The organism is uncultured Allobaculum sp. (assembly GCF_948576815.1).
Classification (GTDB): domain Bacteria; phylum Bacillota_I; class Bacilli_A; order Erysipelotrichales; family Erysipelotrichaceae; genus Allobaculum; species Allobaculum fili.
Window position 1 is genome coordinate 1 of sequence record NZ_CAPAEZ010000021.1, and the last position, 21,357, is coordinate 21,357.

General features: G+C 51.1%; 21 protein-coding genes. 4 read left to right on the forward strand and 17 right to left on the reverse strand.

The annotated features are described in order from the left end of the window. Positions 1 to 133 precede the first annotated feature (133 nt). Positions 134 to 1,831 (reverse strand): cellulase family glycosylhydrolase, encoded by a 1,698-nt coding sequence (locus tag Q2J39_RS04330; RefSeq protein WP_288339193.1) that lies wholly within the window; start codon positions 1,829 to 1,831, stop codon positions 134 to 136. Positions 1,832 to 2,499: 668 nt separating this feature from the next. Here Q2J39_RS04330 and Q2J39_RS04335 point away from each other — a divergent pair. Continuing rightward, the gene (locus tag Q2J39_RS04335) at positions 2,500 to 2,706 is read left to right on the forward strand and encodes a cold-shock protein (RefSeq protein WP_230266735.1); all 207 of its coding nucleotides are present in this window, start codon (positions 2,500 to 2,502) and stop codon (positions 2,704 to 2,706) included. A 153-nt stretch (positions 2,707 to 2,859) separates the two neighbouring features. Here Q2J39_RS04335 and Q2J39_RS04340 read toward each other — a convergent pair whose 3' ends face one another. From Q2J39_RS04340 to sufC, 8 genes are all read right to left on the reverse strand, one after another. Further along, a complete protein-coding gene (locus Q2J39_RS04340; protein ID WP_288339194.1) occupies positions 2,860 to 3,921 on the reverse strand; it encodes a hypothetical protein in 1,062 nt (353 codons plus the stop codon). A gap of 172 nt (positions 3,922 to 4,093) precedes the next feature. Further along, positions 4,094 to 4,744 (reverse strand): GDSL-type esterase/lipase family protein, encoded by a 651-nt coding sequence (locus tag Q2J39_RS04345; protein ID WP_288339195.1) that lies wholly within the window; start codon positions 4,742 to 4,744, stop codon positions 4,094 to 4,096. 70 nt (positions 4,745 to 4,814) lie between these two features. Further along, positions 4,815 to 5,327, reverse strand: a complete 513-nt coding sequence (locus tag Q2J39_RS04350) for a 5-formyltetrahydrofolate cyclo-ligase (protein ID WP_230266738.1) — start codon at positions 5,325 to 5,327, stop codon at positions 4,815 to 4,817. Between the two features lie 8 nt (positions 5,328 to 5,335). Beyond that, positions 5,336 to 6,751 (reverse strand): Fe-S cluster assembly protein SufB, encoded by a 1,416-nt coding sequence (gene sufB, locus Q2J39_RS04355; RefSeq protein ID WP_288339196.1) that lies wholly within the window; start codon positions 6,749 to 6,751, stop codon positions 5,336 to 5,338. Further along, positions 6,748 to 7,185 (reverse strand): Fe-S cluster assembly sulfur transfer protein SufU, encoded by a 438-nt coding sequence (sufU, locus tag Q2J39_RS04360; RefSeq protein ID WP_230266740.1) that lies wholly within the window; start codon positions 7,183 to 7,185, stop codon positions 6,748 to 6,750. Before sufU ends, sufB begins: the two co-directional genes overlap by 4 nt. A gap of 17 nt (positions 7,186 to 7,202) precedes the next feature. Beyond that, positions 7,203 to 8,471 (reverse strand): aminotransferase class V-fold PLP-dependent enzyme, encoded by a 1,269-nt coding sequence (locus Q2J39_RS04365; RefSeq protein WP_288339197.1) that lies wholly within the window; start codon positions 8,469 to 8,471, stop codon positions 7,203 to 7,205. Further along, complete coding sequence (locus Q2J39_RS04370; RefSeq protein ID WP_230266742.1) at positions 8,461 to 9,249, reverse strand: SufD family Fe-S cluster assembly protein; 789 nt, start codon at positions 9,247 to 9,249, stop codon at positions 8,461 to 8,463. The genes Q2J39_RS04365 and Q2J39_RS04370 overlap by 11 nt, the downstream gene beginning before the upstream one ends. A gap of 4 nt (positions 9,250 to 9,253) precedes the next feature. Further along, entirely contained in the window at positions 9,254 to 10,069 is an 816-nt protein-coding gene (gene sufC, locus Q2J39_RS04375; protein WP_230266743.1) for a Fe-S cluster assembly ATPase SufC, read from the reverse strand. A 687-nt stretch (positions 10,070 to 10,756) separates the two neighbouring features. Here sufC and Q2J39_RS04380 point away from each other — a divergent pair. From Q2J39_RS04380 to Q2J39_RS04390, 3 genes are all read left to right on the forward strand, one after another. Then, positions 10,757 to 11,866 carry a peptidylprolyl isomerase gene (locus tag Q2J39_RS04380; RefSeq protein WP_288339198.1) on the forward strand — a complete coding sequence of 370 codons (1,110 nt, stop codon included), beginning with the start codon at positions 10,757 to 10,759 and terminating at the stop codon, positions 11,864 to 11,866. A gap of 1 nt (position 11,867) precedes the next feature. After that, positions 11,868 to 12,791, forward strand: a complete 924-nt coding sequence (locus Q2J39_RS04385; protein WP_288339199.1) for a hypothetical protein — start codon at positions 11,868 to 11,870, stop codon at positions 12,789 to 12,791. Between the two features lie 211 nt (positions 12,792 to 13,002). Next, on the forward strand, positions 13,003 to 13,371 hold the full coding sequence (locus Q2J39_RS04390; RefSeq protein WP_288820612.1) for an HTH domain-containing protein: 369 nt from the start codon (positions 13,003 to 13,005) through the stop codon (positions 13,369 to 13,371). Positions 13,372 to 13,502: 131 nt separating this feature from the next. Here the strand turns inward: Q2J39_RS04390 and Q2J39_RS04395 are convergent, their stop codons facing one another. The 8 genes from Q2J39_RS04395 to Q2J39_RS04430 all read right to left on the reverse strand — a co-directional run bounded on the left by Q2J39_RS04395 (position 13,503) and on the right by Q2J39_RS04430 (position 21,282). Then, positions 13,503 to 13,871, reverse strand: coding sequence for a DUF4176 domain-containing protein (locus tag Q2J39_RS04395; RefSeq protein WP_288339200.1), 369 nt, complete (start codon positions 13,869 to 13,871; stop codon positions 13,503 to 13,505). Between the two features lie 60 nt (positions 13,872 to 13,931). Further along, positions 13,932 to 14,738 carry a hypothetical protein gene (locus Q2J39_RS04400; RefSeq protein WP_288339201.1) on the reverse strand — a complete coding sequence of 269 codons (807 nt, stop codon included), beginning with the start codon at positions 14,736 to 14,738 and terminating at the stop codon, positions 13,932 to 13,934. Continuing rightward, positions 14,713 to 14,895 (reverse strand): hypothetical protein, encoded by a 183-nt coding sequence (locus Q2J39_RS04405; protein ID WP_288339202.1) that lies wholly within the window; start codon positions 14,893 to 14,895, stop codon positions 14,713 to 14,715. The genes Q2J39_RS04400 and Q2J39_RS04405 overlap by 26 nt, the downstream gene beginning before the upstream one ends. After that, the gene (locus Q2J39_RS04410) at positions 14,892 to 15,176 is read right to left on the reverse strand and encodes a WXG100 family type VII secretion target (RefSeq protein ID WP_230266750.1); all 285 of its coding nucleotides are present in this window, start codon (positions 15,174 to 15,176) and stop codon (positions 14,892 to 14,894) included. Before Q2J39_RS04410 ends, Q2J39_RS04405 begins: the two co-directional genes overlap by 4 nt. 103 nt (positions 15,177 to 15,279) lie before the next feature. Beyond that, on the reverse strand, positions 15,280 to 15,573 hold the full coding sequence (locus Q2J39_RS04415; protein ID WP_288339203.1) for a WXG100 family type VII secretion target: 294 nt from the start codon (positions 15,571 to 15,573) through the stop codon (positions 15,280 to 15,282). 111 nt (positions 15,574 to 15,684) lie between these two features. After that, complete coding sequence (locus tag Q2J39_RS04420) at positions 15,685 to 15,939, reverse strand: hypothetical protein (RefSeq protein ID WP_230266752.1); 255 nt, start codon at positions 15,937 to 15,939, stop codon at positions 15,685 to 15,687. Then, complete coding sequence (locus Q2J39_RS04425) at positions 15,936 to 19,304, reverse strand: FtsK/SpoIIIE domain-containing protein (RefSeq protein WP_288339204.1); 3,369 nt, start codon at positions 19,302 to 19,304, stop codon at positions 15,936 to 15,938. Before Q2J39_RS04425 ends, Q2J39_RS04420 begins: the two co-directional genes overlap by 4 nt. 58 nt (positions 19,305 to 19,362) lie before the next feature. Further along, complete coding sequence (locus Q2J39_RS04430) at positions 19,363 to 21,282, reverse strand: hypothetical protein (protein WP_288339205.1); 1,920 nt, start codon at positions 21,280 to 21,282, stop codon at positions 19,363 to 19,365. Positions 21,283 to 21,357 lie beyond the last annotated feature (75 nt).

Genomic DNA, 21,357 nt, shown 5'->3' on the forward strand with positions numbered 1-21,357 from the left:
AGGAACTAACCTGATTTGTAAGTGAGCTTGTGAAGCTTAAGTGAACAGCATTGTCCTGAAACTGCAAAAAAGCCATGAAGCTTCGATCGTGTTTTCGACCGGTTCCATGGCTTCTGTATGTTTATTGTTTATTTCAGCTGGTCCAGAGCTGACTGGATCGCAGGATTATTCCGATGCCGCCAATGCTCTGTCCAGCGCCAATCGACGCGTTGTAGCTTTCGTTTTGCACTATGAGCGTACGGCCGTTCTGGCTGAATACGGCGTTCCAGCCGCTCTGCACACGGAAATCCTGATTCAATGGAATTTCCGCTTTCCAGCCGTTTACATCGTGATTTTCCTTGTTAGTCAGCGTCAGTTCATACTGTACGTAGTATTCCCCGTTTTCTGACCAGCTGTTTATCGTTTTCAGGGACCAGTTTAAAAAGCCGCTCTGTCCGGAAGACGGAGTATCCGGTTTTGGCAGATCCGGCTCAACGGGATCCGAAGGCTGCGGCAGTCCTGGATTTGGATTGGGCAGATGCGCTGGATAATGATGCGTATACGTCTCATAAAACCATTCTCCGGATGGGGTCAGGTCAGACAGCGAGAGGGATGTCGTCGTTCCGGGCTTGAACAGCGCGGACGTTTCGTTCTTATCGCTTAACGCCCAGCCGACGCGGCTGATTCCGTATTCATTCAGCAAAGCGATCCATGCATTTCCAGAGGCCGGATCGATCGTTCCGTTGCCGTCCGCCGAAGAAATTCCAAATTCCGTTACGAATACCGGCAGGCCCAGCGCATGCGCCGTTTTCAGCTTATCCCGGATCGGCTCCTTATGCGTCGCTGCATAAAAGTGCTGCGTATACATGATGTTCGAATAGCCCTGAAGCGGATCGCGGGCGGCAACGTCTACATCCTGAGACCAGGTCGGCGTACCGACAAGAATGACCGCGTCGGGATCGTGCCGGCGAATGATCGGAATGATCGTATTGGCATAGGCCTTTACGGAAGCCCAGTCCGTCCCGTTCGGTTCGTTGCAGATTTCATACAGAACGTGCTTCTCGCTGGCGTATTTAGCGGACATTTCATCAAAGAAGACTTTTGCCTGATCGATATGCTGGTTGGGGTTGCCGTCGGACAAAATATGCCAGTCGATAATGACATACTGCCCCGTGGCTTTGGCCGCCTTCACGCCGCGATCGATGATCGCCTTCAGTTCGGTCTGGTTTCCACCGGAGCAGTAACCGCCGTATTCCTGGGTGTACAGCGCCAGCCGGATCACTCGGCTGTTCATCTGGGTATACAGAAAGCGGAATACATTTTCATTTACGTACTGCGGCATGTAGTTCAGTCCGAACGAACTGAATCCCTGCAGAACGACTTCCTGATTGTTCTCATCGAGAAGCTTCGTTCCCGAAACGTGGAGCGCTTTTAAGGAGCGATCGACCGGCACGCCTTCCTTCTCCGCATACCAGGCAATTCCTTCCGCCTTCCAGCCAAAGCGGACCAGAGCCTGATCTTCCTGCCGGCTTGTGGTGAAATTGTGCACACCGCTTTTCGCGTTCGGATTGTATTCGCGATAGACCGGCACGCGTTTCTGGGTATCGGAATACCAGCCGATCTTTTCGTATCGCCAGCCGAGCTGAACCAAAGCATCCCGTTCGTGAAGATTGAGCGTGTAATGGTGATCGCCCGCATTCGGGTTATACAGACGATACACCGGCTCTCCGCTCTGCGGAGCAAACCAGCCGATTCCCTCGTACTGCCAGCCATATGAGATCAGCGCGTTCTTTTCATGAAGATCCGCCGTATAAAAATGTTCTGAAGAGTTTGGATTATACAGCCGGTACATTTGTGTACTTGAGTCTGTTGCATCCTCCTCTGTCCCTTGGGACTGAGTCTGCTCATCCAAAGACCTGTCGAAAGAGTCCGTATTGGCCCAGACCGGCAGTGAGGACAAGGAAAGTACGATCGACGAAGCAAGAAGAATTTCAAAGGTTCGATCGATCGATTTCAGCAAACGATTTGTTTTTTTCATGCTTCCATTATATCGAGGCGGCTGAAAACACCCTTTCGCCACGCTGAGACAATTCCGTGCCCGATCAAAAAGACACGCCTTCCTTCAGCGCTGAAAACAGAGGAAAGCTCACGCGGTTTTATCGCCAGTCGCATGGAAAAACCTTTGCCTTTTCACAGCGGATTTTAAACGTTTTCTCTACACTCAAGCGGCCCTGCGAAAGGCAGTGAAAGTTTTTTGAAAGCATGCCCCATAGATATATGATCTTTATATAAAGTATATTTGTATTTTTTTACATTGTTAAATGACATATTTCGTGTTTGTTGAAAACAGAAACCTGCTTGACCTTTTTTATCCAAAGTCTATATAATTGCTGATGTAAAGGATAGATTTCATACTGATTTTTAGAAACTGGATATTCGCAGCTTTTTCGTTTTCCAGGTTCGCATTAAAAGCTCTCTTTTTAATAATAAAATCTTCCAATCTATTCCGGGAGGTAAAACATGAACACTGGAAAAGTGAAATGGTTCAACGCCGAAAAGGGTTACGGATTCATCACTGGTGAAGATGGAAAAGACGTATTCGTACACTACTCTTCCATCAACCAGAAAGGCTACCGTTCCCTCGAGGAAGGCCAGACTGTTACCTACGACATCGTTGAAGGCGATCGTGGAAAACAGGCAGCTAACGTGACACCTGTTGCTGAATAATCACAACCGAAAAATGAAAAAAAATTGAGCGCATCCGCGCTCTTTTTTTCGTTCAACAAGGGAGAGTTATCGACGCTGAGTCGACAGCTCTCCCTTGTGTTTTCTATTGTTGTCCAGTGTTTTTACATTTGAATTGAGCGGTCCGCTGGTCCGTTAGGCTTCCTGTCCAAAGCTGCGGTAATGCAGATCCACTTTGCTTTTGAGCTGCTGCTGGATCTGCGCAAATGCCTTCTGGAACATCGGCTCATCGTAAAGAATCAGATCAATATACGAATAGGACTTGCCGATGGCTCCGCCGATCACCTTGGCGCAGTGAAGCGGCGCCAGAATCTTTTCGATCTGAGTCGAAAGGGCCTGCCGGAACGACGCGTCTTCCTTAGCGTCGAACAGGTTGGCGTAATAAATGTAGCCGTACTCCCCTTCTCTGGATTTAATATCAAGCGAAACATCGCTCTTATTTCCCAGCGATTCTTCGATCAGCGAAGGATGGGTGGTGAAAATAATCTTCATATCCTTGCGCAGCGAATCGCTCGCAAAATCTTCGTGCGGTTTGAAGACGGTATAAATATCGGTCGGATGTTCATACTGCGGCCATTTCCGTTTTTCCGCTGTGTCGAGAATGACTTCATACAGTTCCGTCAGATTGCAGAAATCGACGCCGTTTTCCGGCTCGTCGACATAGTCTACGCTGCCGACATACGCCTCAAGTTCTTTCTCGCCAATGGCCAGTTCCACCAGATAGATCGACATTTCCCGCTTGTATTCGGTATTGTCGACCAGCGAGAAGCCAGGGCAGTACACTTTGCAGACAAAAGAATGGTTTTTCTCATCGATCTGATAAAAGACCGTCATGTCAAAAAGCGAATAGCGTTCCTCCTTAATCTGCAAAGAGGCTTCGATCGCCTTTTGCGAGAGCGGCGGCAGCGTGTCGTTGATGATCCAGGTTTTCTTTACGGACTCTGGTGCAAGTTCCTTCATTTTTTCGCAGATCAGCTGCGTCGTTTTATCCGGACCGGTATCAAAGGTCATTTCCGGCTCTTCCGCACGATCTTCTACAAAGAAATGCGCGCCGCTGATTTCATAGGACAGCGAATTCAGCGTATCGAGAATTTCCGAAAGCTGATCATAGTTTTTTTCCTGCAATGCCTTCAGAAGCGCTGGTTCTTCATCACAGAACCGTGCCCAGAACGCATGAATTTGATCAAGTACACTCATGTTCATTCTTCTTTCCAGTTCACTTGGCCAGACCGGACTTTTGTCCAGTCTTCCTTTCCAGCATATTTCACGCCGGTCTGTTTGAACGCTCGTTTGCCCGTCACAGGTTGGACAATGCGCTCGAGCAGAATCCGTGAAATTCTTTTTTCGCATTTATCGCGTTGATCGAGAATCATTTCGAATCGGCAAAAATCGTATGAAATTTCTCTTCCAGAGCTTTGGCAAGTCGCAGATGCCCGCTGGCATCGAGATGAATGCCGTCATAGCCGCCTCCATACAGACCGATCTCACTGCTGATCAACGTATAAAAGCAGATTTCTTCTCCCGCTTTCTGGATCTCGCTCTGGGCCTGTTCGAGAATGCGCTGACCGCTTTGCGAAAAGGTCGAAAGCATTTCCCTGTCAATCGCCTCTGCATTTAACAAAGGCGGACTCACCAGCAGCACCGGCGTATGCGGACACAGAGTTCTCGCCGCGTTTAAGGCGTTTAAAAACGCATCAAGATTCGCTTTCCAGACGCGGATGGAGGGTGAATACATCCGTCTGGCGTCGTTGCTTCCTAAAGCGATCACAATCAGATCGAGCGGGAGATTTCGTTCGATCGCTTTTCGTATCGAGGCGGATCCGGATTCAGGACCCAAATAGCCCGGCGCATCGAGCACCCGGCCATTCATGCCTTCTTCCATAATTTCATATTCGGGACAGTCGCTTCGAAGGCGCTCCACAAAGCGGTCATGCCGCTGATCCTCGGTCTGCGGATCCCAGCCCCACGTATTGGAATCCCCGAAAATCAGGATCCGTTTCCTGTTTTTGCGGTCTGCCATACAGTGCTTCTCCTTTCTTCCAAACGCATCTAAACGCATTTGTACAAAACAAACTGGCGGTCTGACGGATTTATTGGCCGTTTCGATCGTAGTGCAGCGTTCGTGTCGGCGTGATGATCCAGTCCAGCCGCTGATCCCAGGATTCGGGCTCAAACTGACCTTCCTGCTCATCGAAGGCAATTCCGATGCGCAGGCATTCGGGATGCTTTTCCAGATAGCGATCGTAATAGCCGCCGCCATATCCGATCCGGTATCCATCGCAGAATACGAGTAAAGGAATGACAAGAACGTCCGGGACAATTTCCTCATCGGAAACGGGTTCCGGGATGCCAAACCCGCCGGGTTTTAAAATTGTGGAATCGTAAAAAGCCATCTTCGTCTTATCGAGTACGCGCGGCAGGACAAAGGTCCAGCCCGGATCCCGCAGCGAGAAAATGTCCGCTTCCTGGCGTACTGGATAAAAATACCCGATGCACGAAGAGGCTTTTAAAAAAGGCAGAATCCGCCTCGCAATCTGTTCGTTTTTCAGATCGCGCGACGAAATCTGCTTTCTTTTCTCTATCCATTCGGATCGGTCGATCATCGTAAAATCTAGCCAATCGAATCGGACATATCCAGTTTGAGAAGCTGGTTGAGCTCAACCGCATATTCCATCGGCAGCTCGCGGGTAAAGGGTTCCAGGAATCCCATGACGATCATTTCCGTCGCCTTGGCTCTCGAAAGGCCGCGGCTCATCAAATAGAACAGCTGTTCTTCGGAAATGTTAGAAACCGTTGCTTCGTGTTCGATCTGGGAAGTCTGATTGAGCTGACGGTTCAGCGGGATGGTATCGGAACGGGAAATCTTATCGAGAATGAGCGTATCGCACTCGACTTTGGATTTCGCATAGTCGGCTTTCTTTCCATGAACGACCCAGCCGCGGTAGTTCACTTCCCCGCCGCTGCGGGCTACGGACTTGGAAATAATGGTAGACGACGTATGCGGCGCGAGATGAATCATTTTCGCACCGGCATCCTGAATCTGCTCCTTGCCGGCGACGGCGATCGAAATCGTCGTGCCTTTCGCGTACGGTTCCACGAGTACGCAGGACGGATATTTCATGTTCAGATGCGAACCGATGTTTCCGTCAATCCATTCCATATGACCGTTTTCACGCACCTCGGCACGCTTGGTTACGAGGTTGATGATGTTGGTCGACCAGTTCTGTACAGTCGAGTAGCGACATTTGGCGTTTTTGTGTACGTAAATTTCAACAACGGCCGCATGCAGGGAATCCTTGGAATAAATCGGGGCCGTGCAGCCTTCCACGTAATGCACATCCGCCCCTTCATCGACGATGATGAGGGTCCGTTCAAACTGACCGGAAGCCTGCGAGTTAATGCGGAAGTAGGACTGCAGAGGCTTTTCGAGCTTTACGCCTTTTGGCACGTAAATGAAGCTGCCGCCCGACCATACCGCGGTGTTCAGCGCCGCGTACTTGTTATCGGAATACGGAATAATTTTTCCAAAGTATTTTTTGAACAGATCCGGATGTTCGCGAAGCGCGGAATCGGTATCGAGGAAGATAACTCCCTTTTCCTGTACTTCTTCGAGCATGTTGTGGTACACAACTTCGGATTCATACTGGGTGGAAACGCCGGCCAGATATTTCTGTTCGGCTTCTGGGATACCGAGTTTTTCAAACGTATCGCGGATCGTTTCCGGAACTTCGTCCCAGCTCTGTTCCTGCCGTTCGCTCGGTTTGATGTAGTAGGTGAACTCATCAAAATCGATATGGCTCAGATCCGGACCCCAGTCCGGTTTTTTCATTTTTTCAAAGCAGTGGTAGGCATCCAGACGCCGCTGCAGCATCCATTCCGGCTCTTTTTTGATCGCCGAAATTTCACGGATGACTTCTTCGTTCAGTCCTTTGCCTGTGTTGAATACCGACGTGTCCCTGTCGTGAAAACCGTATTTGTAGTCGGTATCCTGGAGCGCCTGCACTTCTTCTTTTTTCAGATCGCTCATTTGCCGGCCTCCTCTTCATCAATCATTTCCTGCACCGCCTTCCAGCCGATGGTTGCGCATCCGATCCGGTTTGGCTGCTTCGAAACGCCCTCAAAAACGACGGCTTCATCGAGCACCTGCGGATCGTAGGGCTTGCCCTGAATCATCTGGTTGTAGTTGTTGATGATGTTCTGGGCTTCCTCAATCGTCTTGCCTTTGAGCAGTTCGGTCAGAATGGAAGTAGACGCGGTAGAAATCGCACAGGCTTTTCCGTCAAAGCGGACGTCTTCAATTTTTCCGTCCTTGAACTTGGCCTGCACGGTAATATCGTCAATACACGAATCGCTGGCCATGTGGCGGGAATGGTAATCCGCCTCATCGGAAAGCGATTTGTTATGGGGATAGCTGTAGTTGTCCAGGATAATATCCCGGTAGTAAGAAGGATCAATCGACATCGTAAATTCCGCCTTTCCTAGAAGAAAATATCCAGACACTTCTCGACGGTGGCATCCTTGATGGCATCCACGAGACGGTCGACATCCTCAAGATCGTTATAGAAATAAAGACTGGCACGGACGGTGCCCGGTTCCTTAATAATATCGCCCATCAGCTTGGCGCAGTGCTGGCCGGAGCGGACGGCGATGCCTGCGGATGAAAGATAGCTGGCCATATCCTGCGGGAAGATCAGCTGACCCTTGTCGTAGACGTTAAAGGTGATAATGCCGCTTGGAGAATCGGCATTGTAAAGCTTGATTTTGTCCTTAAGCTCTTTGGTGGCACGTTCGACAAAATGCTTCTTGAGTTCGAGTTCATACGCATGAATGCCCTCAAGCCCGATTTTTTTCAAATAGCGCGCTGCCGTGGCCATACCCATGACGCCTTCAATCGGCTGGGTGCCGGATTCGTATTTCAAAGGCGTCTTGCGCAGTACGAGCGTATCGCAGCCTTTGTAAAAGCGGGCGTTGCTTTCTCCGCCGTAGAACACCGGAGTGAGCTTGTCGAGCAGTTCAAAGCGGCCGTACAGTACGCCGACACCGGTCGGACCGCACATCTTGTGGCCGGAGAAGCAGAAGAAGTCGCAGTTCATTTTCTGCACATCGATGGGCAGATGGGCAACGGACTGTGCGCCGTCCACCACAAAGAGAATGCCCTTGTCGTGGCAGATTTTTCCCATATCTTCTACCGGCGCAGCATAGCCGAGCACGTTGGAAACCTGGGCGATGACAACGACTTTTACATTTGGATTTTCATCGAGCGCCTTCTGGAAGTTTTCGATGGTCACACGGCCGTCTTCAGTCAGTTCCATGAACTTGGTCTCGACGCCTTTTTCACAGCCGGCCTGCTCCCACGGCAGAATCGAGGAAGCGTGTTCGGTTTCGGATGTCAGGATAACATCGCCTTCCTTGAGCATTTCGCGAACGACCATTAACGCGACCATATTCAGCGATTCGGTCGTTCCGGATGTGAAGACAATTTCTTCCTTACGGGCGGCATGAATGTATTCCATCATAGTCTTTCGTGCGCCTTCAAAGGCATGATCGACCTGGGCGGACATTTCGTAGTCGCCGCGGTGGGCGTTGGCCCCAAGGTATGTGTAATAGCGAACGACTTCATCAATGACGCACTGCGGCTTGAGGGTCGTTGCGCTGCTGTCGAGATAATCCACGGGATGACCGTTCATCGTCCGCTTCAGGATCGGGAACTCGGCACGGATTTGTTCAATATTTTCTTTAATATTCATATAGACCAACTCTCTGTTCCATCTGAACTTCAATTTCACTGCGCACGTCATCGTCTGCAATCAGAGAGATGACCGGCTTGAAATAGCCGATGGAAAGCAGACCGACTGCCTGTCTTGTTGACAGACCGCGGGACTGCAGATAGTACAGCTGTTCGGCATCCGGCTGACCGATGGTCAGCGCATGGGATGCTTTTACATCGTTTTCATCAATATAAAGAATCGGTATTGCTACAGCTTTGTGGTCCTTGCCCATCGTCAGAACGCGGGTTTCCTGATGGGATTCGCTGGCATAAGCGCCTTTGACAATCCGTCCGGCTGCGGCCATTTCGTAATTGCCACCGTCAAAGCAGACCGCAAAGTTGTGCATGTTGCCAAAAGTATGCGGCACGAGGTTGTTCAGATTCAGAACGCCTTTCTTGAACTTGTCGCGCAGGCAGAGCTGAGCAGTATAGAAATCCAGATCGGCTCCCTGTTCGATCAGATCCCCGTCAAAATGAATTTCGCAGGGTTCGTCCTGCAGATCGAGCAGACCGATTTTTACGTTCGAATCGGCTTTGGAGCGCGCCGTGATATCGAGTCGAAGGGCATGCTCCGTTACGTTCTGAATAAAAACGCGGACCTGGCTTGAAGGTTCGGCTTCAAAATCCAGAGAAAGGGTATCTTCTTTCGCATCGACGAAAAGAAGGATACTGCCCTGTGAATGCGCATCAAAAACAAGACGGACATCCTCATGCAAATCGATCCGGTCTTCAAACCGGTTTCTGTATGTCCTCTCCATGGGCCTACTCCGTTTTCTTGGCGCCGCAGTTTTCGAGCAGGACGGGGTTTGGCTTTTCTTCCTTGCGGGCGTGAACGTGGTACTCTTTTTCGATCCAGTCGTAGCCCTCGCTGTCGACTTTATGAATCAGTTCCGGTCCGCCGGATACGACAATGCGGCCGTCGACCAGAATGTGAGCGTGCGTCGGCTTCAGATAGTCCAGGAAGCGGGCATAGTGGGAAACTACGATAACGCCCATGTGATCTTCTTCTTTCGCCTTCAAAACGGCTTCCGAAACAATGCGCAGAGCGTCGACGTCCAGACCGGAGTCAATTTCATCGAGCATCGTCATCGTCGGTTTCAGCAAAAGCATCTGCACAATTTCATTGCGCTTCTTTTCGCCGCCGGAAAAACCGACATTCAGAAAGCGATGGGCCAGATCCGGTTTCATGTGAAGCTCATTGATCGCATGGTCCATTCCCTTAATAAACTGAAACAGAGAAATCGGGGTTTCTCTGCGTGCGTTAATCGCGGTACGCAGAAAATCGGAATTGGTTACGCCGGCGACTTCGCTCGGGTACTGCATGCCCAGAAACAGGCCTGCCTTGGAACGTTCGTCGACAGGCATGTCGAGAACGTTTTTTCCATCGAGCGTAATGCTGCCCTGGGTGACTGTATATTTCGGGTTGCCCATGATTGCGGCAAGCAGGGTGGATTTACCGTTGCCGTTGGGACCCATTAATGCGTGCATTTCATCGGAGTTCACGGTCAGGTCAATGCCTTTTAAAATTTCGTTGCCTTCAACGCTGACATGAAGATCTCTAATTTCCAATGTTGACATTTTTGATACCTCATTTCACTAACAGAATCAGTATACTCTAAAACCGTTTTATCCCCTTTAAGAGCGAACCGGCAAGCTGTATTTGTGAGTTATTTTTCATCTTTATAAAAACCGGGCTTCCTACACTCGCACCAGGAGGTGTAACTTGCCGCATTCTTCCTTTGAAAAGCGAGCGGGTAAATAAAAGCATGGAGCGGATCAGCCTATTTCCTTACGGGCAGATACAGTCTCAAAAACGATCGTGCCCCTTTCTGCTTCCGAACGTCTTCTTAAAACTGCTCGTTAAATACTTTCGTCTAATAATATGGATCCATTTCTGGAAGGCGGAAAGCATTCCGGCAGGACGCAAAGTAAATAGAGGACTTTACCCGTTTGGAAAACCGGTTTTAATCCGCCTTTTACGCTCGGCTGGCAGTCTGAAAGCCAAAGGCACTTCGAAAGGCTTTTCAAAAGCGCAGAATGAGCATAAAAAAGGCGCCCATTCAGGACATCGCCTTCACACAGGGACATCGGCAATCCCTGTTCCCTCTTTGGCCGGTACATTGCTTTTTATAGAGGCCTTTCGTATAATTTTGACTGATTCTCAAAAAGGAACCGGTTCTATTGCCCGCCTTTTTTCCTCTCTTCCGGATCACAGAAAAAAGAAAGGATTCAGCTGCAGCCGGAAGAGATTTGCAGCGAAACGCAATGTCAGAATTCTTAAGAAAATACTGGTTTGTGACACTGATTGCGATCGCGTTTATTGGTGTACTTGTTTACTTCGTCATCGATCTGAACAAGGATAACGTAAACTCCCGCAAAGTCGACGGCCAGGATGTAGTTGCCTCCCTGAATTTCGGCGACATCACCAGTACAGATCTCTACGATGAGCTTTCCTCGAACTCCTCGAACGTTCTCTACAACATGTATCGCAACGCGGTTGTAGACCAGAGCGTCGAAGCCGATTCGGAAATGAAAGCCAACGCGAAACAGATCGCCAAAAACATTGAAAACAACATGAAGTCGGACAGCACCGGCAAAACCCGTCAGTCCATTCTTCAGACGCTGGCTTCCTACGGGTTTACAGGAGATGATGCGCCTTATAATTACGCCATGACGGCGGAAAAGATCCGCAAGCTTGACGCCGATTACCTCAAGGAACACTTTGATGAACTGAGCATGTTCGTTCCGGAAAGCGGAAGAACCATTTCGATCATCACCATGCAGGTACCAAACGCAGACGTTCTTTCCGATGCATCGCAGGAAAAGAAGGACAACATCCAGAAAGCCCTCGATGAAGGAAAAGACTTTGCGGAAGTTGCTAAGGAATACTCCGACAGCGACAACACAAAAGACGGCGGCTTCTATGGCTACATTGACGAGAACACAACCGATCTCGATTCCAATGTGCTCTCCGCTGCAAAATCCCTGTCCAAAGGCAGCGTATCCGACTGGATCACCGTTCAGCCTGACGGCATGGAAATGGTTACCCTCTACAAAGTGTATGTAAACGAAACCGATCCGAAAGCCATGATGGACAGCGGCGACGAAGATGTGATCGAAGCCATCGTGACTTCCCTGACCGGAAGCGTAAACGGACTGGAAGCTGCCGCTGTTGAAGACGCAGCATCCAAGCTCGATATCACCTACGAAGACGATTCCGTAAAGGAAAAGATGGAAAAATCGATTAAGGAACAGCTCGACGCCTTTGAAAGTGCGAAGACAACAAAGAAAGCCGAAGTTGAAAGCGCCGCAAAAGAATCCAGCGAGCAGTCTTCTGCCGCCAGCAGCGAAAAAAAGACTCAGGAGGGTGAATAAGATGAAATACAAAACACCGCTTCTGCTTGCCGCCCTCTGCGCATCCATGACGTTTGCCGGATGCCAGGCCAATACATCCGTTCCAGAATCTTCTGCGAAACTGATGACCGTAGGCAAGACGACCTTTACCAAAGGCGACGAATATAACGTATTTAAAGAGATTTCCGGAACCAACGGCGTCCTGTCCATTGCCAATCGCAAGATTGCGGACAAGGAAATCGGCGTAACCGATGAAATCAAGGAAGAAGCGCAGAACACGCTTGATACCTACACCGCAGTAGACGGCTTTGAAGATCAGCTCAAGGAAAACGGCTACGACAGTGCTGAGGATTTCATCAACAAAGTTCTGATCCCCAACATCCAGTCCACCAAGCTGACAGAAAAGTACTTCACCGATGCCAAAGAAGAAATTAGTCAGGAATTCGATCCGGTGAAAGCCTTCATTATTGAAACCGACTCCGAAGACAACGCCAACAAGGCGCTCGAAGCCCTGAAAAAAGGCGAAGACGCCGGAAAGGTCGGCGCGCAGTACGCCAAGGCCGACGCCACCTATACCGGAAGCGAACAGATCGTTTCCACGCAGGACAGCGGCCTTCCGGAAACGCTCCGCAACGCCATTCTCGACGCCAGCAAAGACGGCCTGCTCGATCAGGTCTTCACCAGCGACACGTCGACCGACGATGTGACCTATTACGTGGCTTCCGTTGTATCCACCGATTACGACGCCAACCTCAAGGACATCATCAGCGCACTTTCCAGCAACCAGACCGTTGCCAAGGACTGCCAGATTTACTACCTGAAGAAATATGCCTTCGAAGTGCACGATCAGGAAATCTTCGATGCCTTCAAAGCCAACTCTCCAGAATATCTGGTAACCCGTCCGGATCTTACTGAATCCGATGACAGCCAGTCCGCAGCTGCCTAAATCGTACGTTTCCAATCCCACAGCCTTCTGAAAAGAGGGCTGTTTTTTTTGTACCCATCTGGATGGATAAATCCGGATTTGCAAGAAAGCGAAAACTCTCGCAAAAAGGATTCCTGTCACTCTCCCTCTCTGGAATCGATCGGTTTCCCGGATGATCCGAACATGCGACAACAGGTTTACCGTCAACGCGAGCGGTAAGGAGAGATCAAGTATGCCACGTTCCTGTTTCACACAAGATCAGGTGAAAGTTCTGAGCGAAAATCCAAACACAGATTTTGTGTCTGCGCACTCCATTCGATTTACGCCTGCGTTTAAGGACCAGCTCTGGAAGTACGTTCAGAGCGGTAAGAATCCGCGTGATGTTTTTGAAAAAGCTGGCTACGATCTGAATTGGATTGGTCAGCGAAGAATCGACAATCTCGTTCAAAAACTTCAAAAGCAGCGAGAACCGCGCGAGAACAATACCGTTCCGGCTTGGAAGTATCAGAAGGCTCTGGCGGAAGCTGAGGCCTTACGACGTGAGATTGATTCGCTAAAAAGAATTCTCCGTATCACTGATGCCAGAAAGTATCGAATCTGAGCAGGCATCGGATGCTCTTCCCCAAAAGCTGCATACAAAAGAGCTGAAGAAACCCTAAAAGAGGTAAAGTAAAGCCGGCAAGCTTCCAGATCCTGGAAAGGCCTGCCGGCTTTGTCTGTTTTTTTCGCCGTTCAGCATGCTGCAGTGGACGCAGAGTTTTTGAGATGTTCTGCCCACTTCTGGTCCATCTGCCTGCGAAACTGGATTTCTTCTTCGTCCTGCAGGCCGATAAAAACCAGACTTTGAATAGCGGGTGCATTGAACATGCACGTCTGCCTCGCACTGATCAGTCCTTCTGGCCAGCCAACAGCCGCATAGTCATACAGTCGGCCCGTAGTGACATCATGCTGGGCGCGACCGATAATCATAAACCGCTTATCCCCTTCCTTCAGGCAAACGATGCTGCCCAGAGGCAAAAAGGGCTTCAGTCCCGGTGACGACAGATTTTCCGACTTTGAAGTGTCCGTTCGATCCTGCGGCTTGCTTTCTTCTTTTTCCATAGCTGTTTCCTCTTTCGAAATTTACTCTGTAGTGAATCTCTCAAACCGGTTTCGACTTACCTAGTTGTATTCAACGCGAACGCTGAGACCGGCACCAGCTAAAAGCGCGCCGTTAACGCTGACTCCCCAGACCCCCGGAGTATTGGCGTATTCAAAGCCGGCTTCTACACTGCCTACCGAGCCGGAAAGGCCCATCGTGATCGTAAGGCCTGCCAGATCGAAAGCCATTTCGCATTCACCGCGTGCCAGGGCAGCCCCAGCCTGAGCGGAAATTACCTGCTCGTCGACGGAGAAAACGCATTTCGCCTCTCCGCGGACCGATCCGACTTCTCCTGCGGCGCGTACCGACGCATCAAACAGCCCCAGATCCACACCTGCAGCGGTTTCTGCTCCAAAGAGATGGGCCTGTCCCTGCGTCTGCAGACTGAGCCGCGGATTGATCTGATTGTTTTTCATCAGTCGAAATCCAACGTTTCCCGAAATTCCGATCGACAGCCAGTCGTAATTCGCATACGCGTACAGATGGTCCTGACTCCAGGTCCAGCCGCCGGCCTGATACGCGTAATTGGCACCCATCACGGCGTTTACCGTTCTCCCCCTCAGAAGACCGGCACCCGTTCCATGGGTGACAAAGGACGTGTTCCAGCCGGGGGTATTGGCCACATAGACCACGCGGCGATCGTACAGCGACGCTTCGTTGTTCTCGATCAGATCGGCGGTTCGCTCAAAGAAAGCCGCAAGCTGGTCGAGAGAATTCATGATCTGTGCGTGGCGGCTGTTGAGAATTGGACTGGTAAAGGAAGCTGACTGTTTCAGTGCCCGTATGGACGCAGCAAGGGCTCTAAAGTCCTGGGTGTCGAGGGTCATTCCAGTTCAGCTCCTGAATCTGTGCCTGGATCTGGTTTTGGAGAAGGTGAATTCGCCGCAGAACGGCCTCGCGCTCGGCGCTTTCCAAAGAAGATGGCAATGCGTTTTTCAGCTGACTCAGACTCCAGTAGAGCGAGCGATAATACGCTTCTTTCATGCTTTGCCGCCAAGCGCTTCCTCGTTCTGGCGATAGCTCATCGCGGTGTCGCTCAGAAACGAGCAATAGGCGCTGACCAGTTCGATATATTTTGGAAAAATGGGGCTGAGCTGTTCAAACTGCGCGAACGCGTCGTTTGCGGCAGGCGACTGCCAGTAGGCATTCATGCCCTGAATCAGGGAACGCGTACTGTTGAACGTGTTTTCCATCTCGGTTTTCAGAGTGCTTACGCGAGCGGCACAGCTTTCAAGCTGATCCGCGCTGATGGTAATCGATGACATGACTTTCTCCTCCTCTTTTTCGTTATGTATGGATTAAGCTGAAGACCTTCCCTTTCAGTCATATGAATCTGTCCTTTTGGAAGCTGTCTCGTGTTTCGTAATCTCAGCCGAGTCTTCTGGCATTGAGCGTACGATTTTCCTGCAGTGCGCGATACGCTTCCCCGTCGTGGAGCAGGCGGTCGCCATAAGCGTCCATCGCGTTTTTCAGCTGCAGCATTTTCGGACGCAGTTCTTCAAGTCTTGCCATGAAGGCTGCGCTGTCTTCGCCCTGCCACTGGCTCTGCAGTTCATTCATCGTCCGAATCATCTGGCTCAGCAGCGTTTCGTATTCGCCGGCCCGGCTTTTGAGCGTTCTTCCGGTCCGGGAAATCTCATTAAAATCCGCAACAATTCGCATACGCTATCCTTTCTGAACACATCCGTGTTCCCATTCGTTTTTTCTCATTTATCCGGCCGCTGTGTGCGGCCGCTTTTGGTTTTCTGCTCTTGCTGAGGGGGGATTCTGCTTTTATTTCCGGTCAGATTCGCAGGACGTGATTGGAAACAGAAGCAGATGATCCTGATCGCAGATCGGGAGATCGCTCAGTCTCGTTTCCCCATCCACAAGTCCGTGTTCTTCTTCGAGATACCAGGCACTTTCCGCGCGCGAATAGCCTGAAAGAAAGGGCAGAAAATCGAGCAGATCGTTCAGCACCAGACAGGCTGGATTTGCTATTCGAAGAAGATACGTCTTTCGATCCGTCAGGGTCAGATGCAAAATCATGGCTCGTCCAGTGCGGCGGTCTGCACATCGAAAACCTGTCCGTCTTCGATCCAGAGCGCATTGCCTTCACACGGATACGGCAGGCGAAGGCCCAGACTGTACATCCATTCGTTTTCCGGGTGCCCAAACAGGAGCACAGTTCCCTGCCTCGTTTTTTCCTGAAGAACGGCCTGGATCTGGACAGAATCCGCCCGGCTTAAATCCAGACATTCAAAATTCGTTCCGTTTGAAGCGGATCCGTTTTGTTCAAATGGAACCGCCGTCGGATTTTGCATGTACAGTCTTCGCTGCAAACAACGGGCGGCTTTCCCCATTGCCGGCGTCAGGATAATCAGAGTCGTTTTTTGCCCTCGATAAAACAAAGGGGATCGACTGGAAAGATCGATAGCCATGAACAGATCACCCGGTTCTTCTTCAATCTCGTGAGCTTTCAGTCGCAGGCGGCATTCGGGCAGGCGATAAAACCAGGGCCGAATGGTCTGCTGCGCCCTTTTCTGACCGAGAATCAGCCGCTTCTTTTCGCCTTGGATCCTCGCAATCGCTTCGTTTTCCTTAACCTGACCCGGTACGCTGGTTCCCAGAAAGAGAGCGCGCATTTCCCGATCGGCCAGATCGAAAAGAATGCGACAGTCGAGTGTGCCGATAAAGGAAGACCGCGCATAAGGGACGGTCGTAAAGACCAGAATCAGAGTGATGGCCGCTTTTTGCGGCAGCCGATCGATCTGACGTATAGCGGATTCAAAGCCGGCGGGATCATCAAGGACGAAAATCGCAGGACCAATCTCTTCCGGCAGGGCGTCCAGGCATTCCGGCGCAATGACTTGATCGACCCCTTCAAAATTCAGGGTGGAATAAACCGCTCTTTCTTCCTTCGATACCAGGAGCGATAAAGCGTGTCGAAGTGTCTTTTCTTTTCCAGCCATGGCCATCGGTCCGCACGGCAGTCGAAACGGAATCGTTCGATGGATTTCATCGATGAGAATCTGATCTGAGTGTTCTTTCTCTTCGAGCGGATCGGGACAGAGAATCCATTCATGGGGCAGTCCCCTGGCGGCAATCGTCTCGCCGATCTGATCCTGCAGGCTTCTTCTTGGCTGCAAAGCCCACAGGCCGTTTTCATCGAGATATTCGACGGAACTTTTCTGATCCGCCGGCGCCTTGAGATAAAAGACGCGCCCGCGCTTTTCTGCACTTCCCTGCACTTGAAGAATGAACTCTCTCGGCTGCTTTAAATGCACCGCCCCGTCATGCCCGAGCACTTCCCTGGAATCTCCGGAATCCAGAACGGAAAAACAGAGGCGGCTTCTGGAATTGGCCCAGATCTGCTCGTCCACCAGACCGGCCGGTTTCTGTGTGGAAAGAATCAGATGGACGCCGAGGCTTCTTCCAATTCGTGCCGTTTCCTGCAGCGATTTCATGAACTCTGGACAGCGGGCTTTCAGCTGACCAAATTCATCCACGCAGATGAACAGATGGCTGAAAGGAAATGGCGCCGTTTCTGTTCCTGCCGCCTGCTGCTGTATCTGTTCTGCAATGACTTTCTGGCGCCGGTTCAGCTCATTTTCTAGAGCCTTTTCCATACGTTCAATCGAGGCCGCCTGAAGATTGGTCATCAACCCGGCGGTATGCGGCAGCGCCAGAAGCGGTCCGCCAAACGCGCCGCCTTTAAAGTCGATCAAAATGAACTGAACCCGAGAGGGCGGATTTTGCCATGCCAGCAAATGCAGCAGGGTACTTAATCCTTCGCTTTTTCCGCTTCCCGTCGCTCCGGCAACGAGCGCGTGCGGGCCATCCTGAACCAGGTCCCAGAACACCCCTGGCGCCAGTTCAATGCGCAAATTCAGATTGCTCGAGCTCCAGAGCGGTTCGTTTACTGTGCTGGGAACCGGCAGACTGAACAAATCGGATGCCAGACCAAAGCCGCTCGCTCGCAGTTTCTGCCGTTTTTGCGTTCGATCCAGCGACAGGCGAATCGGGGCCGTCTCCCCTTCGGGTTTTGAAAGAGACGTCTTGCAAGTACAAGGAAGAAATTCAATACATGCAGCATTTGCAGGAAGCTGGCTTGCAAAGAGTTTCTGGCGCGAACAGATCGTCCACTCCAAAGACGGATGAAGAGTGGCAAAACGAGAAAATGCCTGCACATGCGGAAAGCAGAGCGGTGTCTGTTCGAAAAAGCAGGCGGAATGAACCGGCATCTGCTCCAGAGAAAAACCGATCCACGCAAAACGCCGTCCGGAAGAATAGACCATATGGCACCATATGAGAAAAAGATCAAGCAGGGCCGATTCGTCCAAATCCGAAAGCGTGATCGTCCTGCCTGGTTCCAGAAAAGACCAGGATGGTGCGCTGAAGCACATCTCTTCCAGTCGATGGACGGCTTCGAGGGCTTTGGGATTTTCGGTCTGCCAGCTGATTTTCGGCTTTCGAAGCGTGATGCACGAGGAAAACTGAACGCCGGCGGGAATGGCCCAGTCCTTTCGCAGACATCCATGACGAAGCGTGTCTTCGAGAAGACAGAGTGTTTTCGCTTCGCTTTGAAACGCGCTTGTTTTCTTTTGGCGCCGTTCTTCCATTTCGTTTGCTACCCGGTTTAAGTACGCCAGATAGCTTTCCTGCGTCTTCTGCGCTTTTCGAAAAATGTTCTGCTTTTGCTTGCGGCCCTGCCAGCCATACCATCCGCCAAATGCAGCTGCGCTCATTCCCGCCCCGACAAGAGATGCCCCCAGCGTTTTCCAGTCACCGGGATTGAGCAGTGCACCGCTGAGTGCCGACACCAGCGAGCTGATCACCATCATTCCGGCGGGAGAGGGCATGCGCGTATATTCGTCGGATTCATCCCGAACGAACGCTTCCAGTTCAAATTCCGCCGGTTTCTCCGGAGATTGAAAGGCATACGGCACAATTTCCTTTTCCCCCGAGGGTGCATCTCGTTTGTGTACGTTGGCCATTTCTCGACTGGGGCCATCGGAAAAAGCCGGAGGAGCCAGCAGCAGTCGATTCCAGAACATAAACAGAGCACCTGCCGCAAAAATCCAGTCGCCTCGATTTAAGAGACAGGATTTTTCAACGCGCTGACCATTCACATACGTTCCGTTGCAGGAAAAATCTTCCAGTTTCCAGAGACCGGGCGAATCCGCTCCAAAGGCCGTCTCAACCGGCTCTGAAGAGATCTCTCCATCATCCTCCGTACGGCCTGCGAGCTCGATTCGAAAATGGAGCGGCGAAGCGTAGGGGAAATCTGCGGAGGCCGTGAACGCAAAACCTTCCGGATCCAAATCGAGCGCCATAAAGCGCGTATTCACCCGACACAGGTAACCGCCAGACCAGGGATGGAATTCGTGAACAGCTAAAAGGGGGGCCTCCATAGTAGAGTCTGTCTTCTCTTCTGTCTTGGCCGCTTCGAAGAGAACGGCCCGTTCTGGCTCAACGAAGAGAAGCGTTCCGCAATCGTCTGCGTTTTCCATCCGCAGCAAAGCCGCCAAGCAGTCCGCAGGCCAGAATCAGTCCTCCCATGGCCGATGCAGGTTTCACAGGCAGGGTAAGCGTGTCGAGTTTCTGACCGTCTTTGAATACTTCGACCCTCTGATTTTTTCGAGCGCTGTACAGTTCGAGATACGGCTGCCCCAGCTCATCTTCCTTCAGTTTTGCGGGCTGCTCTTTTCCATCGATTTGAAGGGCATAGGAAGCCGAAGGATCATCCACATACAGGCGGAGCGCTTCGCAGGGCATAATGTCTGTTCCATCCGTTTGAACAAACCCTCGGCAAAGCATAACTTCCTTGCGATGAAGCGCATCCCTGCGAATCATCCGGCCGTTTTCATCGAGGGAACAAAAGCGTTTTAAACGCAGCCCCGGCAGCTGGATCTGCTCCTGAAACATCTTCCCCGAATCGATGACGGTCCAGCTTTGATCCACCTTCTGCTGTCTGGCGTCCAGAAAAACCGCCTGAATCTGAAACGCAGAATTCGATTCTGCATCAAACGCCTGTTCGAGCGATTCGTACGTTTTCTGGGTATCGAGCGACTGTACAGTAAATGCTTCAAGCGTCCCGTTTTGAACGTCGACTTTCAGATCCTGAGCGGAGGACGTAAAAATCAGCTCACCGGGTTTATACGCTTTTTCATTTCCTTTCAAAGCGGTCTGAAGAAGAGAATCCCCGTATTTGCGGCTGGAAGGGCGAAGGCTCTTTTCCGGATCCGCGCTGAGAACGGCTCCGGGATTTTGTCGTCCGGTCGGCGCAAAAGGCGAATACAGCAGCGGATCGTCGAGAAGCGATACGCTGGAAGAAGCGGAATTTGAATCCGTAAAAACCGAAGCGGTCAGCTCAGCGGATGGCCGATCCTGCATAAACGAAAAACTAGCCGAAGAATTCCAGCTGGAATCAGAGAGAGGTGCGTCCTGATACGTGAAGGCATTCTCGACATTTAAAACGGATGGATCCGAAAGATCTGTGCCGTTCGTCTGCGGATTGGGCTGAGGCGTATCGGGATGTTCATACACCGCAAAATCCGAACTGTCGTTTCCTCCTTCCTCTGGCAAGTCATCCTCCAGAGAGCCGTCCTGAGAAGTATTTTCACTATAGGAAAAATCGGATTCGGGACGAGACAATTCACTGGCAGAAAATCCTCCAGCTGCCCAGGATACATCCAGCGGACTGAGCCGTTCGATTTCCGCTGGAGAATGGAACGACTCTGAATATCCGGTATCCGGCTCAGCATCCGGCTGCCCGTCCTTGTTTTCGAGGGAAGGACTATAGACGCTCCATTCCAGTGCGGCACCCGTCGGTACATGGATCAGCCGAAGCCGGCTATGCGGATACTTCAGCGAGAAGCGAAACGAATCGCCCAGAGCGTACACTTCTCGCCTTCCCTCTTCATCCTCGATTTCCAGAACGCATTGCCCAGTGTCGTCATTCAGTCTCAGACAAAGTTCGGTATCCGATAAAATCCGTTCGCCCGGCGTAGCAAAAGGCGCCTGAGGCATGGAAAGCGGCCAGTCGATACTCTCCGTTTCTTCCTGCAGTTGTCGCTGGCTGGCGGAAGACATGCGCTGAAGGCGTAAATACGGGCTGAGCAAGAAGGGACTGTCTTTGGACAGGGCGATTTCGCTGCTTTCCAGAATGTGTCCGTCTGAATCCTGCAATTCATAGGAAAGAACATGAAATCCTTCATCGAGAAGAAGATCCAGATCGTGCAGACGCGAACCATCGAGACAGAAAATCGACCGGTGCCGGTCGACCTGCGGATAACAGACCACCCGAGCCTCAGCGAATACTGAATTCGCAGGATTTTCTGGACTAAGACTGGCGCTGCAAGTCTGCATCACCGTTGTAACCACAGTCATATTCATTCACCTGCCTTTTTACATGCCGTTGATGACGGCTGCGGTTCATCTATTCATACGAGCCTGAATTGTCGA

Bases quoted from the DNA above. Each gene is read 5' to 3' on its own strand.
- Q2J39_RS04330 (WP_288339193.1), bottom strand. From the start codon at position 1,831: ATGTACCGGCTGTATAATCCAAACTCTTCAGAACATTTTTATACGGCG.
- Q2J39_RS04335 (WP_230266735.1), top strand. From the start codon at position 2,500: ATGAACACTGGAAAAGTGAAATGGTTCAACGCCGAAAAGGGTTACGGA.
- Q2J39_RS04340 (WP_288339194.1), bottom strand. From the start codon at position 3,921: ATGAGTGTACTTGATCAAATTCATGCGTTCTGGGCACGGTTCTGTGAT.
- Q2J39_RS04345 (WP_288339195.1), bottom strand. From the start codon at position 4,744: ATGGCAGACCGCAAAAACAGGAAACGGATCCTGATTTTCGGGGATTCC.
- Q2J39_RS04350 (WP_230266738.1), bottom strand. From the start codon at position 5,327: ATGATCGACCGATCCGAATGGATAGAGAAAAGAAAGCAGATTTCGTCG.
- sufB (WP_288339196.1), bottom strand. From the start codon at position 6,751: ATGAGCGATCTGAAAAAAGAAGAAGTGCAGGCGCTCCAGGATACCGAC.
- sufU (WP_230266740.1), bottom strand. From the start codon at position 7,185: ATGTCGATTGATCCTTCTTACTACCGGGATATTATCCTGGACAACTAC.
- Q2J39_RS04365 (WP_288339197.1), bottom strand. From the start codon at position 8,471: ATGAATATTAAAGAAAATATTGAACAAATCCGTGCCGAGTTCCCGATC.
- Q2J39_RS04370 (WP_230266742.1), bottom strand. From the start codon at position 9,249: ATGGAGAGGACATACAGAAACCGGTTTGAAGACCGGATCGATTTGCAT.
- sufC (WP_230266743.1), bottom strand. From the start codon at position 10,069: ATGTCAACATTGGAAATTAGAGATCTTCATGTCAGCGTTGAAGGCAAC.
- Q2J39_RS04380 (WP_288339198.1), top strand. From the start codon at position 10,757: ATGTCAGAATTCTTAAGAAAATACTGGTTTGTGACACTGATTGCGATC.
- Q2J39_RS04385 (WP_288339199.1), top strand. From the start codon at position 11,868: ATGAAATACAAAACACCGCTTCTGCTTGCCGCCCTCTGCGCATCCATG.
- Q2J39_RS04390 (WP_288820612.1), top strand. From the start codon at position 13,003: ATGCCACGTTCCTGTTTCACACAAGATCAGGTGAAAGTTCTGAGCGAA.
- Q2J39_RS04395 (WP_288339200.1), bottom strand. From the start codon at position 13,871: ATGGAAAAAGAAGAAAGCAAGCCGCAGGATCGAACGGACACTTCAAAG.
- Q2J39_RS04400 (WP_288339201.1), bottom strand. From the start codon at position 14,738: ATGACCCTCGACACCCAGGACTTTAGAGCCCTTGCTGCGTCCATACGG.
- Q2J39_RS04405 (WP_288339202.1), bottom strand. From the start codon at position 14,895: ATGAAAGAAGCGTATTATCGCTCGCTCTACTGGAGTCTGAGTCAGCTG.
- Q2J39_RS04410 (WP_230266750.1), bottom strand. From the start codon at position 15,176: ATGTCATCGATTACCATCAGCGCGGATCAGCTTGAAAGCTGTGCCGCT.
- Q2J39_RS04415 (WP_288339203.1), bottom strand. From the start codon at position 15,573: ATGCGAATTGTTGCGGATTTTAATGAGATTTCCCGGACCGGAAGAACG.
- Q2J39_RS04420 (WP_230266752.1), bottom strand. From the start codon at position 15,939: ATGATTTTGCATCTGACCCTGACGGATCGAAAGACGTATCTTCTTCGA.
- Q2J39_RS04425 (WP_288339204.1), bottom strand. From the start codon at position 19,304: ATGGAGGCCCCCCTTTTAGCTGTTCACGAATTCCATCCCTGGTCTGGC.
- Q2J39_RS04430 (WP_288339205.1), bottom strand. From the start codon at position 21,282: ATGACTGTGGTTACAACGGTGATGCAGACTTGCAGCGCCAGTCTTAGT.